The sequence below is a fragment of the Sphingomonas naasensis genome, from assembly GCF_004792695.1.
Lineage (GTDB): Bacteria > Pseudomonadota > Alphaproteobacteria > Sphingomonadales > Sphingomonadaceae > Sphingomonas > Sphingomonas naasensis.
This window is the reverse complement of the sequence record NZ_SRXU01000001.1, coordinates 60577-73331: the sequence shown is the minus strand read 5'-3', so window position 1 is coordinate 73331 and position 12755 is coordinate 60577. Positions and strand designations below refer to the sequence as shown.

The 12755-nt window shown below is 68.3% G+C and carries 15 protein-coding genes; 6 read left to right on the top strand and 9 right to left on the bottom strand.

The window, feature by feature from the left end; genetic code table 11:
• Window positions 1-50 precede the first annotated feature (50 nt).
• The 4 genes from ntrC to E5A74_RS00385 form a co-directional block, all read right to left on the bottom strand.
• A complete protein-coding gene (ntrC, locus tag E5A74_RS00400; RefSeq protein ID WP_135981726.1) occupies window positions 51-1493 on the bottom strand; it encodes a nitrogen regulation protein NR(I) in 1443 nt (480 codons plus the stop codon).
• On the bottom strand, window positions 1490-2590 hold the full coding sequence (locus E5A74_RS00395) for a two-component system sensor histidine kinase NtrB (RefSeq protein ID WP_135981724.1): 1101 nt from the start codon (window positions 2588-2590) through the stop codon (window positions 1490-1492). The genes ntrC and E5A74_RS00395 overlap by 4 nt, the downstream gene beginning before the upstream one ends.
• Window positions 2566-3564, bottom strand: a complete 999-nt coding sequence (gene dusB, locus E5A74_RS00390) for a tRNA dihydrouridine synthase DusB (protein ID WP_135981722.1) — start codon at window positions 3562-3564, stop codon at window positions 2566-2568. The genes E5A74_RS00395 and dusB overlap by 25 nt, the downstream gene beginning before the upstream one ends.
• Before the next feature lie 64 nt (window positions 3565-3628).
• Window positions 3629-3955, bottom strand: a complete 327-nt coding sequence (locus tag E5A74_RS00385; protein ID WP_168355587.1) for an energy transducer TonB — start codon at window positions 3953-3955, stop codon at window positions 3629-3631.
• Here E5A74_RS00385 and E5A74_RS00380 point away from each other — a divergent pair.
• From E5A74_RS00380 to E5A74_RS00365, 4 genes are all read left to right on the top strand, one after another.
• Complete coding sequence (locus E5A74_RS00380; protein WP_135981719.1) at window positions 3954-4460, top strand: energy transducer TonB; 507 nt, start codon at window positions 3954-3956, stop codon at window positions 4458-4460. The genes E5A74_RS00385 and E5A74_RS00380 overlap by 2 nt on opposite strands.
• Window positions 4461-4526: 66 nt before the next feature.
• Window positions 4527-5666, top strand: a complete 1140-nt coding sequence (locus E5A74_RS00375) for a bifunctional 2-C-methyl-D-erythritol 4-phosphate cytidylyltransferase/2-C-methyl-D-erythritol 2,4-cyclodiphosphate synthase (protein WP_135981717.1) — start codon at window positions 4527-4529, stop codon at window positions 5664-5666.
• A 38-nt stretch (window positions 5667-5704) separates the two neighbouring features.
• Entirely contained in the window at window positions 5705-6241 is a 537-nt protein-coding gene (locus E5A74_RS00370) for a CinA family protein (RefSeq protein WP_135981715.1), read from the top strand.
• An 82-nt stretch (window positions 6242-6323) separates the two neighbouring features.
• Window positions 6324-6911, top strand: coding sequence for a hypothetical protein (locus E5A74_RS00365; protein ID WP_135981713.1), 588 nt, complete (start codon window positions 6324-6326; stop codon window positions 6909-6911).
• 46 nt (window positions 6912-6957) lie between these two features.
• Here E5A74_RS00365 and E5A74_RS00360 read toward each other — a convergent pair whose 3' ends face one another.
• Window positions 6958-7413 (bottom strand): type II toxin-antitoxin system RatA family toxin, encoded by a 456-nt coding sequence (locus E5A74_RS00360; RefSeq protein WP_135981711.1) that lies wholly within the window; start codon window positions 7411-7413, stop codon window positions 6958-6960.
• Window positions 7413-8345, bottom strand: a complete 933-nt coding sequence (gene lipA / locus E5A74_RS00355) for a lipoyl synthase (RefSeq protein ID WP_135981709.1) — start codon at window positions 8343-8345, stop codon at window positions 7413-7415. The genes E5A74_RS00360 and lipA overlap by 1 nt, the downstream gene beginning before the upstream one ends.
• Window positions 8346-8461: 116 nt before the next feature.
• On the opposite strand from lipA, the gene E5A74_RS00350 reads away from it, so the two are divergent.
• Together E5A74_RS00350 and E5A74_RS00345 are read left to right on the top strand one after the other, a co-directional pair.
• Window positions 8462-9091 (top strand): carbonic anhydrase, encoded by a 630-nt coding sequence (locus E5A74_RS00350; RefSeq protein ID WP_135981706.1) that lies wholly within the window; start codon window positions 8462-8464, stop codon window positions 9089-9091.
• 27 nt (window positions 9092-9118) lie between these two features.
• A complete protein-coding gene (locus E5A74_RS00345) occupies window positions 9119-9862 on the top strand; it encodes a hypothetical protein (RefSeq protein ID WP_135981704.1) in 744 nt (247 codons plus the stop codon).
• Here E5A74_RS00345 and E5A74_RS00340 read toward each other — a convergent pair.
• The 3 genes from E5A74_RS00340 to E5A74_RS00330 form a co-directional block, all read right to left on the bottom strand.
• Window positions 9852-10625: a polyphosphate kinase 2 family protein gene (locus E5A74_RS00340; protein WP_135981701.1), complete on the bottom strand. Its 774-nt coding sequence runs from the start codon at window positions 10623-10625 to the stop codon at window positions 9852-9854. The genes E5A74_RS00345 and E5A74_RS00340 overlap by 11 nt on opposite strands.
• Window positions 10626-10671: 46 nt before the next feature.
• Window positions 10672-11265 carry a hypothetical protein gene (locus tag E5A74_RS00335; RefSeq protein WP_135981699.1) on the bottom strand — a complete coding sequence of 198 codons (594 nt, stop codon included), beginning with the start codon at window positions 11263-11265 and terminating at the stop codon, window positions 10672-10674.
• A 78-nt stretch (window positions 11266-11343) separates the two neighbouring features.
• Window positions 11344-12714, bottom strand: coding sequence for a serine hydrolase domain-containing protein (locus E5A74_RS00330; RefSeq protein WP_135981696.1), 1371 nt, complete (start codon window positions 12712-12714; stop codon window positions 11344-11346).
• Window positions 12715-12755: the final 41 nt, after the last annotated feature.

The window sequence follows — 12755 nt, the reverse complement described above, 5'->3', positions numbered from 1 at the left end:
ATTGTGGCCGAAAGAACACATAATTTTGCACTAACGCGCGCCGACCGTCGCTAATCGGCACCGTTCGGTCGATCCGACCCCATTTCGATGCCCAGAGTATCGAGCCGTTTGCGCAGCGTATTGCGGTTGATGCCGAGCGCGCGCGCTGCGCGGAGCTGGTTGTTCTGGTGACGCGCGAGCATCGCCTCGATCAGCGGCCGTTCGACCTCGCCGATGATCCGTTCGTAGAGGCTGCCGTCGTCGAGAGCGCGCGGCTCCTCGATCGCGATCCGCTCGAGCCGGGCGCGGACCGCTGCGTCGATCCCGGCGTCGCGCGTCGCTGGCTGCGCGCTCGCCGCCTCGCCCAGAGCGCGGCGAATCGCATCGGCGTCGATCCATTCGTCGCGGCTCAGCGCAGCGATGCGGCGCATCAAATTCTCGAGCTGGCGGACATTTCCTGGCCAGTCGAACCCTTCCAGCACGGCGACCGCACCGGGATCGAGCTGTTTGCGCGGCAGCCCCGCCTCGGCGGCGCGATCGAGGAAATGGCGCGCGAGCAGCGGCACGTCCTGGCGGCGCTCGCGCAAGGGCGGCAGGCTGACCGGGACGACGTTGAGCCGATAGAACAGATCCTCGCGGAACTGGCCGGTCTGGACGAGGGCGCCGAGATCCTTGTTGGTCGCGGCGACGATGCGGACATCGGCCTTGATCGTCCGCGCCCCGCCGACGGTGGTGAACTCGCCCGACTGGAGCACGCGGAGCAGGCGGGTCTGCGCGTCCATCGGCATGTCGCCGATCTCGTCGAGGAACAGCGTGCCTCCCGCCGCCTGCTCGAACTTGCCGGCCACGCGAGTCGCCGCGCCGGTGAAGGCGCCGCGCTCGTGCCCGAACAATTCGGCCTCGATCAGCTCGCGCGGGATCGCCGCCATGTTGAGCGCGACGAAGGGCGCGCGGCGGCGCGGGCCGAGATCGTGGATCGCCTGTGCGACCAACTCCTTGCCGGTGCCCGATTCGCCCGAGATCAGCACGGTCAGATCGTTGGCGACCACGCGCGCGATCACGCGATAGACTTCCTGCATCGCCGGCGAGCGGCCGATCAGCGAATGGCCGCCGCCCACTTCGGCCTCGGTGAGCTCGGCCGGGCCACGCCGGCGCCGTGCGATCGCGCCGCGCACCGCTTGGCCGAGCACGTCGAGATCGAAGGGCTTGGGAAGATAGTCGAACGCGCCGACTTCGGTCGCGCGCACCGCGGTCGCCAGCGTATTCTGCGCCGAGAAGACGATGATCGGCAGGTCGGGATGCGCGCTCGCCAGCCCGGCCGCCTCGTCGAGGCCGTTGCCGTCGGGCAGGACGACATCGGTGACCAGCACGTCGGGCACCCCGGCGGCGAGCGCACGGCGCAGCTCGGCGATGCTCGCCGCGGTCGTCACCCGGTGCCCCGCGCGCTTGAGCGCGGCGGCGACCACGGTGCGGATCGCGGCGTCGTCGTCGACGATGAGGACGCTGCCGGTCATGCCTTGGCCCTCGGTAGCAGGATGCGGAACAGCGTGACCTCGGGATCGCGCTCGCGGCCATATTGGACCACCCCGCCCATGTCGCGGACCAGCTTTTCGACCAACGGCAATCCCAGCCCCTTCCCTTCCGGCTTTCCCGAGACGAAGGGCTCGAACAGATGCTCGGCGATGTCGGCCGGCGCGCCCGGCCCATTGTCGATGACGAGGATCTCGATCGGCAGCGGCTGGCGCGGACGGCCCGCGCCGGTGCTCACCGACATGCCGTGGCGATAGGCGGTCGCCAGCGTGATCCGCGGCTGGGCCAGCCCGCCCAGCGCCTCGGCGGCGTTCTTGAGCAGGTTGAGCAGCACCTGGAGAAACGCGTCGGGATCGACCAGCACCGGCGGCAGCGACGGATCGAACCGCTCCTCGATCACGATCCCGCGCGCGAACCCGGCGAGCGCCACGCGCCGGGCATGGTCGAGCAGCGGATAGACATTGGTCGGCGCCAGCTTGAGCGGGCGCGTGTCGGTGAAATCCTGCATCCGGTCGATCAGCGCCGCGATGCGGTCGACCTCGGTGGTGATCAACTCGGTGAGCTCGCGCTCCTCGCCGGCGCTCTGGAGCAATTGCGCGGCGCCGCGAATGCCCGAGAGCGGGTTCTTGATCTCGTGCGCGAGCATCGCCGCCGCGCCCATCGCGGCGCGCGCGCCGGCGGTGCGGTCGGCGCCCTGCGCGACCGGGCGCGATTGCGGCGCGTGATGGAGCGTGACGATCCGCCAGCCGGGCTGGTCGGCGATCATCGTCTCGACGAAATCGACGCGGATGCGCGGCCCGCGGATCGCCTCGATCTCGATGTCGAACGCCGCGAAGCCATGGCCGTCGCGGCGGTCGGCATAGTCGGCGGGCGGCAGCAGCACCGCGTCATAGGGCTGGCCGACCATCGCGCGCTCGCTGTGGTTGAGCAGCAGCTCGCACGCCGAATTGGCATGGGCGATGCGGCCGTCGGGATCGATCACCAGCACCGCCACGGGCAGCGCCGCGAACAATTCGGCAAAGCCTGGCCCCTGTACCGGTTCCGGCTTTGCCCGCCTCAGGCCGCCGCGCGCGAAGACCATGGCGCGTAGAATTCGGCGAGCATGTCGAGAACGACCTTGGGGTCGGCCTGCTTGTTCACATTGTTTCGGAACTCGGCCGAGCCATGGATGCCCTTGGTGTACCAGCCGATATGCTTGCGCATCATGTTGACGCCGACCTCGTTGCCATAATGGCTCAGCGTGTCGACGTAATGCTCTACGATCACTTGATATTGTTCGTCGAGCGAAGGCTCGGGGCGGGCCGGCTGGCCGGTCAGCGCGTCCATCACCTCGCGCAGGATCCACGGGCGGCCATAGGCGCCGCGGCCGATCATCACCCCGTCGGCGCCCGACTGTGCCAGCGCCGTCCGCGCGTCTTCGACGGTGCAGATGTCGCCATTGGCGATCACGGGGATCGCCACTGCATCCTTCACGTTGCGGATGAAGCCCCAGTCGGCCGACCCCTTGTACATCTGATTGCGGGTGCGGCCATGGACGGTGATCATCTTCGCGCCGAGGTCCTCGGCGATGTGCGCAAGCTCGGGGGCGTTGAGGCTGTCATGGCACCAGCCCATCCGCATCTTGACGGTGACCGGTACCGAGACCGCCTTGACGCAGGCCTCGATCAGCGAGGCGGCGAGCTTGAGGTCGCGCATCAGCGCCGATCCCGCGTCGCCGCTGGTCACTTTCCGGACCGGGCAGCCCATGTTGATGTCGACGATCGCCGCACCGCGATCCTCGCTGAGCTTCGCCGCCTCGGCCATCTCATAGGGGGTGCAGCCGACCAGCTGCATCGACACCGGATCCTCGATCGGATCCCAGGCGAATTTCTGGACCGATTGGCGCGTCTCGCGGATCGCGGCCTGGCTGGCGACCATCTCGGTGACGTTGAGCCCCGAGCCATAGCGCCGCACGAGCCGGCGGAACGGCCGGTCGGTCACGCCGGTCATCGGCGCGAGCAGCACCGGGGCTTCGACCCGCACGGGGCCGATCTGGATAGGGGCGAGTTCGCGCATGATCTGCCTGAAAAATAGGCAGCGACGCCTAGCGGCACAAGCCCGGATTGGCAAGGCAGGGGTGCTACGAGGTGGGCGCAGCCCGGACATAGCGATGTTGCCAGACGCTGGGCACCGGCCGACCGGCGGCGTCGAGTGGTGCGTGGAAGCGCGCGCGGCGCCGCAGGATCGCGCAGATCTCCCTGTCCCACGCCGCTGAGCCGCTGGACGCGATCACCCGGCAAGCGGTGGTCAGCCCACTCGGCGCGATGCCGAGCGCGACGTCGACGCTGCTGCCGCGGGCGCGCAGCCGCGGTGGATAGTCGGCGGGCTGCAACCAGGTCTCGGGATCGCCGCGCGGCGTGGGCCCCTGCCGGGCGGATGCTGGCGCCGCATGGAGGCAGCAAAGCATGGCGATCAATGCCAGCGGTGCACGCAATCTTCCGAGCATGTCGTTCTCCCTTCCCTCCGGTGCATGCCCGAGCGGTATTGCAACGGCGCCCCCTCACCAGCCGCTCGTTGCCTTCCCTTCGCCGCTCATCTGGCAGCACGCCACCAATAGGGGGAGCATCATGGCGATCCTGTCTGCAGCCGCGCTGCTGATTTCCGCAATCGCAGGACAAGCTGAGTCCCAGCCCCAACCCAAAAATTCACCTTCCGGCTGGATCACGCAGGATGACTATCCTCCGGCGGCCCATTCGGCGGGACGGCAAGGTGATACGGGGTTCCGCCTCGACGTGGACACGCGCGGGCGTGTCGCTGCATGCACGATCACCGCATCGAGCGGCTCCTCGCTGCTCGACGAGACGACATGCACCCTGCTCAAGCGGCGTGCGCGCTTCAAACCTGCCCGCGACGCATCAGGAGCATATGTTGCCGGCCATTGGACGAGCGTGTTTCGCTGGCGGCTTGGCTAGACCCGCCGAATCGCGCCTGCGCGGCAGACCTATCTCTGCCCGCTGTCATTCGCTACGCCGCGCGCGATGAAGACAGCCGCGATCATCGTCGCCGCCGGGCAAGGCGTTCGCGCCGGAAGCGCCATCCCCAAGCAATTCGCGCCGCTCGCCGGCAAGCCGCTACTCGCGCACGGCCATGGCGCGCTCGCATCGCATCCCGCGATCGACGACGTGGTGGTGGTGATCGGCGCGGGGCAGGAAGCGGCGCTGGAAGCCGCGCTCGGTCCGGTCGGCTTCGTGATCGGCGGCGCCACACGGCGCGAATCGGTGGCGAACGGGTTGGCGGCAATCGACGCCGATCGCGTCCTGATCCACGATGCCGCGCGTCCCTTCCTCTCGCATGCGGTGATCGACGCCCTGCTCGCGGCGCTGGAGACCAGCGAAGGCGCCCTCCCTGCCCTCCCCGTCGCCGACACGCTGGCAAGGGCCGGCGAGACGCTGGGCGAGACGGTGCCGCGCGACGGCCTCGTCCGCGTCCAGACCCCGCAGGCCTTTCACACCGCCACGATCCGCGCGGCGCATGCCGCCTGGCCCGAAGACCGCGAGGCGACCGACGACGCGCAGATGGTCCGCGCGCTGGGCATCGAAGTCGCGCTCGTCCCCGGAGACATGAAGCTGGAAAAGATCACTCACCCCGCCGATTTCGCCGCCGCCGAGGCGCGCCATGCCGCGAGCATGCGGGTCCGCACCGCCCAGGGTTATGACGTCCATCGCTTCGCCGAGGGCGAGGCGCTTTGGCTGGGCGGGATCCAGATCCCCCACAGCAAGGGCCTGTCGGGGCATAGCGACGCCGATGTCGCGCTCCATGCGATCACCGATGCGTTGCTTGGGGTCATCGGCGCGGGCGATATCGGGATGCATTTCCCGCCGAGCGATCCGCAGTGGCGCGGCGCCGCCTCGGCGCGCTTTCTCGAGCACGCCGCCGGGCTGCTCGCGGCGCAGGGCGGCGTGATCGACTTCATCGACCTGACGATCATCTGCGAGGCGCCGAAGATCGGTCCGCACCGCGACGCGATCCGGGCGAGCATCGCCGCGATCCTGCGCCTCGCCGAGTCGCAGGTGAGCGTGAAGGCGACCACCACCGAGCGGCTCGGTTTCACCGGCCGCGGCGAAGGCATGGCCGCGCAGGCAATTGCGACGGTCCGCGTACCTTCGGACATCGCCTGACTCGCCATCGAAACATCTCGGTGGCACAGGGCGCCGCTATGGATACGATTCTCCCGGCCAAACTGGTCGAAGCCGCCCGGAAAGTGCTCGAGGCCAATCGCGCCGCCGGCCGTCGCATCGCCGTGGCGGAAAGCTGCACCGGCGGTCTCGTCAGCGCTGCGCTGACCGAGATCCCCGGCTCGTCGGACGTGTTCGACGCGGGCTTCATCACCTATTCGAACGACGCCAAGACCGAAGTGCTCAAGGTCAGCACCGACGTGCTCGAAACCTTCGGGTCGGTGTCGATCGCGGTGGCGTGGAGCATGGCGCAGGGCGCGCTCAAGCGCAGCACCGCCGATGTCGCGGTGGCGATCACCGGGATCGCCGGGCCCGATGGCGGCAGCGAGAAGAAGCCGGTGGGCACCGTGGTTTTCGCGCAAGCCGAGCGCGGCGCCGATCCGCAGCACATCGTCGCCGATGCCCGCCATTTCGAGGACAATGGCCGCGCCGGGGTGCGGCTCCAGGCGGCGCTATGCGCGCTTGAGCTGCTCATGCCCGATGCACCCGCGGCCGAGCCGCCCGAAGCGACGGCGTAAGCCAGCCGCAATCTTCGGCAGTTGCGCTTGCGCTGCCTGCGCCTCCAGTTAGTCTGTCGGCATGAGAGGCTGGCTACCGATCATGATCCTGTCCGCGTCGCTCTGCGGGTGCATGTCGCCCGCGCAGCAACGTGCGCGTAACTTCGTCCGATCGGACGCGCGATCGGATGGCGCGAACGCGGCGGCGGATCGATGCGGCGGCGCTGTCCTGATCGAAGGCCGAACGGGCTATTCACGCGACGACCATCGCTGCGCGCCGCAGGAAAATGCGCTGGTCGACGGCATCGATCGACTGGCCGGCGCGCCCTCGGGATCGCTTGAAGTCTCGGATGTCGCGCTGGCGCTCAACCGCAGTTTCGAGCATGTCGCCAGAACCGGTGGATTCGGCGAGCTGTACGTCGCCGGTACGGTCGGTCAGCCGCTTTACACCAAACTCTACGCCCTGCCCGATCTCGAGTTCAGGCTGGAGATCGATCGCCTCCAGAACGAGCATATCGCGGAATGGCGCAGCCGCCTGCTCGAAAAAGGCTGGAACGATGCCGGGATAATCCGGCACCCGTTCGTTCAGGACGCCTTTTACAAGAACGGAAAGCAAATCCGCCTGCAGCACAATATGGACACGATTCAGTCCGTCGTCGTCCTCGGGCTGAACGTATCGAAAGCCCTGTAACGCGTGTCGTGCGGCGAGGCAGGACCAGGCGACCGGCGGCAGCCGCTCAGGCCGCGCTCTGCGCGCCCGCATCGCCATAGAGCCGCGCCGCGCGTTCCTCGAAGGCGTTGATCATCTTCCTGAGCGCGCGGTCGAACACCTGGCCCGCGAGCATCTCGAACACGCGGTTCTTGAACGCGAAGTCGACGCAGAAATCGACGAGGCAGCCGCCCTGCCCGTCCGGGCGGAATTTCCAGTCATTGTGCAGGTGCTTGAGCGGTCCTTCGAGATAATCGACCAGGATATGTGCGGGACGCTGCTTCTCGACGCGCGAGGTGAAGCTTTCGCGCAGGCCCTTGAACCCGACGATCAGGTCCGCGACCATCTGGGTGTCGCTGTTCGAGCGCACCCGCACCGCCGAGACCCAGGGCAGGAACTCGCCATAGCGGCCGACATCGGCGACGAGGTCGAACATCTGCTCCGGCGAATAGGGCAGCGCGCGCGTCTCGCTATGCTTGGGCATCAGGCCTCGGCCGTCACCTTCGCCAGCTTTGCCGCGCGGGCATCGCGCATCTTCGCGAAATCGTCGCCGGCATGGTAGCTCGACCGGGTCAGCGGCGACGAGGCGACGAGCAGGAATCCCTTGGCGCGGGCGATCGCGCCGTACGAGCCGAACGCCTGCGGGGTGACGAACTCCTGCACCTTGGCATGCTTCGGGGTCGGCTGGAGATATTGGCCCATCGTCAGGAAATCGATGTCGGCGCTGCGCATGTCGTCCATCACCTGATGGACCTCGAGCCGCTCCTCGCCGAGGCCGAGCATGATGCCCGATTTGGTGAAGATCGACGGATCGAGCTTCTTGACCGTCTCGAGCAGCCGGATCGAGGCGTAGTAACGCGCGCCGGGACGGATCGTCGGATAGAGCCGCGGGACGGTCTCGAGGTTGTGGTTGTAGACGTCGGGCCGCGCCGCGACGATCATCTCGATCGCCGCCTCGTGCTTGTTGCGGAAATCGGGGGTGAGGATCTCGATCGTCGTGGTCGGGTTCGACTTGCGGATCGCCTCGATCACTTTGACGAACTGCTTCGCGCCGCCATCGGGCAGATCGTCGCGGTCGACCGAGGTGATCACGATATGCTCGAGCCCCATCTGCGCCGCGGCATCGGCGACGTTCTGCGGCTCCATCGGATCGACGGCGCGCGGCATGCCGGTCTTGACGTTGCAGAAGGCGCAGGCACGGGTGCAGGTGTCGCCGAGGATCATCACCGTCGCGTGCTTCTTCGACCAGCATTCGCCGATATTCGGGCAGGCGGCTTCCTCGCACACCGTGGTGAGGCTCTTCGAGCGCATCAGCGCGCGGGTCGCGGCGAAGCCCGCCGAGGTCGGTGCCTTGACGCGGATCCAGTCGGGCTTGCGGACGCGCTCGGGCCGCGGCAGCGGGGACATCTCGTTCATGACGCGCCAGATAGCGATGCGCGCGCGCAGGCACAACAACCGCGCGCGCATGCAGGCTTGCACGCCGCGAACGCAGATGGGGTTCGCAAACGCGAAGGACGCGCTATGGAGCCGGAATGACCGACTTCACCGATCTGCTCGACGGCTATCAGCGTTTCCGGACCAGCGAATATCGGCGCCATCGCGATCGATGGTCGGGCCTCAGCGAAGGCCAGAGCCCGCGCGTGATGGTGATCGCCTGTTCGGACAGCCGGGTCGATCCCGCGCAGATCTTCGATACCGTTCCCGGCGAGATCTTCGTCGTCCGCAACGTCGCCAATCTCGTGCCGCCGTTCGAGGACGATGCGAGCCGCCACGGCGTCTCGGCCGCCCTCGAATTCGCCGTCAACCAGCTCGAGGTGCCCGAGATCGTGGTGCTCGGCCATGGCGCCTGCGGCGGCGTTGCCGCGTCGCTGTCGCAACGCTTCAAGGGCGCGCCCAACGGCCAGGGCGGCTTCATCGCGCACTGGGTCGACATGCTCGACACGGCACGCGAGCGGATCGTCGCCGAGCACGGCACCGGTCCCGAGGCGGTCTATGCGCTCGAGCTCGAGACGGTGCGCGTCTCGCTGGTCAATCTGATGACCTTCCCCTTCGTCGCCGAACGGGTGGCGGCGGGCACCCTCACCCTCCACGGCGCCTATTTCGCGATTCGCGATGGCGTGCTGCACGTGATGGACGAAGACGGGGCGTTCGCGCCGGCGTGAACCCCGGTTGACGCGCGCGGAACCGGCATGCAGCTTCCCCTCGAAGGGGATGGCGTGATCGGGTTCATCGCGGCGCAGCTGGCCGAACTCTATCGCCGCGGCTTCGGGCTGTTCGTCCGCGCGCCGCTGATCCTCGCGATCGTCGCGATCCCCGAACTGCTCCAGCACGGCTTCGAGATCCATCTCGGCATGTTCGAGAGCGCAGCGCGCGCACGCGCGCTCGCCGCTGATTCGGGACGTTGGGCATTCGGCTATGCCAAGCTGGCCGCACTGCTGATCGCGATGGCCGCGGCGGCGCGCTTCTGGCACGCGCAGGATGGCCGCTGGTGGGACGTGCGCGGAGTCGCTTGGCTGCGGCTGATCGCCGCCGTGGCGATGTTCGTTGGATTGTCGGCGGCCGCCGCCAGCCTCGAAGGGCGCGTATCCGATGCGATTTATCGGACGATCTATGTTGCGGCGAGCTTCGCCGTGCTTCCCTTGCTGTTCGCGATGATTGCCGCGCTGTTCGGCGAGGAACGCCCGACTCCGCTGGCGAGCCTGCGGAGCGGATGGCGCGGTCTGCCGCTACTCGCGCTGTTGCTGGTCGCCGCCTATCTGCCGACGATGGCGGCGCATCATGCGCTGCATCGCCTCGCGTTGGGGCGCGCGACGACATTGATCGCGGGGCTGATGACGCTCGATACGTTGGTCGTCGGGTTGATCGCTTCGTGCACGGGCGCGGCGTTCGCACTGGCCTATGCGGCGGCCTATCCCGGCATGGCTAGAGATTGAGCGCCTTGCGCGCCACCTTCTCCACCTCGGGATCGAGCGCCGGCGGCTCCATCGGGACATGCGCCTCCAGCGCATCGGCGATCGCGGTGAGCGCGGCGATGCGCGCCGCCTTCTTGTCGTTGCCGTCGATCACGATCCACGGCGCGTGCTTGGTGTCGGTGCGCTTGAACATCTCGGCCATCGCCGCGAGATAGTCCTCCCGCTTGGCGCGATTGCGATAGTCGTCGAGCCCGGTCTTCCAGCGCTTCCACGGATGCTCGAGCCGCGCCTTGAGCCTCTTGTCCTGGGTCTTCTGCGTCACATGGACGAAGACCTTGACCAGCGTCGCGCCGGTATCGGCCTGCTGCGCCTCGAAATCGTTGATCTCGGCATAGCCGCGCTTCCAATCGGCCTTGCCGGCAAAGCCCTCGACCCGCTCGACCAGCACGCGCCCGTACCAGCTGCGGTCGAAGATCGCGATGTTGTGCTGCGCCGGCAGTCGCCGCCAGAAGCGCCAGAGGAAATGATGCGCCAGCTCCTCGGACGTTGGCGCCGAGATCGGCCAGACCTCGAAATAGCGCGGATCCCATTCGGCGGTGAGGCGCTGGATGATCCCGCCCTTCCCCGCTGCGTCCCAACCCTCGAACACGATGATCGCGCGGCGCTTGTGGACGATATGCGCGTAGTGAATGTGGCTCAGCCGCTTCTGCACCTTGGCGAGCGCCTTGTCGTAATCGCCGTCGAAAGCCTCGCCCGCCTCATAGTCGGAAAGATCGATCGCCATCCATTGTCCCTCGTCCGATGGACGAGCGATAACGGATCGGGCCCGGCTAGTCTCCCCCGCGGGGCGCCGGCCGGCCCGAATCGACCGCGCGGGCCGCCGCGCCCGGATCGTCGGGCATTGCCATCGCGCCATAGGGCGTCGCGGTCGCGGGGCAGCGATGGGCGATCAGCCCGTTCGACAGCTGGAGCATCTGCTCGCTGATCGCGACCTGCTCGTCGATACGCTTGTCCATCCCCGGATCGAGCCTTGGCGACGCGAGCCCGCCGCCCAGCAACGACGAGCCCATTCCGGCGAACGCGCCCGCACCCGGGATCAACCCGGCGAAACGCGAGACCATCCCGGCGGCCCGCGCGCGCTTGGCCTGGCGTCGCATGTTCTTCTGCATGGCGAGCGCGAGGCGGCTGGTCTCGTTGCTCGCCTCGATCATCTGGCGCTGGAGCGTGTCGAGCTCCGCCTGAAGCTGCGCGCATCGCGAAACGGGCTCGGCCGCGACCGGCCCGGGCGCCGCGCTTTCGAGGGGCGCCGGCGTGGCGCCGGGCTCGGCCGGCACGGCCGGTGGCGCGCTCTGCGTGGCCATCGCGGCGGCGGCAGAACTCACGAAGGCTGCGGCAACCACCGCCCGGACCGACGATCGCAACATGGGAGACTCCGGATAAGGACCCTCCGAGCTTCTGGCCGCGACCTTCGAAAAGCCATGTCGCGCCTTGCGAAATTGGCGCTAGTCCTCACCCACCGGATGCAGGTCGGCGATCTTGCCCGCGGCATCGGTGGCGAAGAGCCAGAACATGCGCTTGCGCTCGAAATCGATGGCATAGCGCCGCGCCCGCCCGCCCTTGTCGGCGCGATCCTCGATCAGCGCCACGCGCTGCACCGGCCCGACGGCGACGAGCAGCGCCTGACCGAAATCCTCGAGGAACGGCACCAGACCATCCATCGCCGCGGCGGCATAGCGTGTGCGATCGAGCTTGCCCGCCGCCGCCTCGGCGAGCGCGGAACGCATCTGCCCGGTGAGCGCGGGCATGCGATCGGCCATCGCCTTTGGCGCGGGTGCCGGCGGCAGATAGAAATCGGCCACGCCCTGCGCGAGCAACGGATAGAAACGCTGCTGGTTGGTCAGCGCGATCACTGTCAGCCCCTCGCTGTCCGCGTGAAGGATGTCGGCCAGCGCCGGCCCGCCGCTGTGCCCGACCGTCTTGACGCCATGATAGCTGCCCGCCGACCACCCGACGGCGAACCCGGCGGGCTTGCCGCTCTTGAGCAGCGGCGGAGTCTGGAGCAGCCTGAGGCTCCCGGGCTCGAGCAGCTCGCCGCGATCGAGCGCCGCGAACAGCGCGGCAAAGTCGCGCGCCGAGGAATAGAGCCCGCCCGCCGAATAGCCCGTCTCGCCATAGAGGAAGCTGCTGACGCGCTGCTCGCCATCCTTCCACGCATGGATGCTCGCGCGGTTGGCCAGCGGCAGCGCCGAGCGGAACGGGCCATATTGGCGCTCGAAGGCGAAGCCGGTGTCCCTGAGGCCGAGCGGCGCGCAAATCTCGTCGCGGAAGATCGCCGCGATGTCCTTGCCGGTCACCTTCTCCATCACCGCGCGCAGCACGACGAAGTCGGTGAAGCCGTAGCGCGTCTCGGTTCCCGGCGGATAGGCGAGCGGCGCCTTCATCGCTGCGACGACCGTCGCCGCGACGTTGTCGTCATGCTCACCCAGCTGGTCCGACAGCCCCGAGCTGTGGCTGGCGAGCTGGAGCACAGTGATCTCGCGCCATGATGGCGGTGCGTCGGGGAAGAACTGATCGAGCGTCGCATCGAGGCGGAGCTTGGCCGCCTCGACCAGCCGCATCAGCGCGAGCCCGGTGAAGATCTTGGTCGCCGACGCGGTCTGGAAGCGCGTGTCGGGGCCGACCGGCGCGTTCCATTCGAGATTGGCGAGGCCGTAGCCGCGCACCGTCTCGATCCTGCCCCGGCGCACGACCGCGATCGCCACGCCCGGAATATGGCTCACCGCCATCTGGTGCCGGACATAGTCGTCGATCGCGTCGGCGCGCGCCGGTGCGGCGGCAGCCAGAGCGAGCGCCGCCACGAGTATCACGCGCATGAATCCCTCCCGAATGTAAGCAGGCGCGCCGGCGGTGCGGC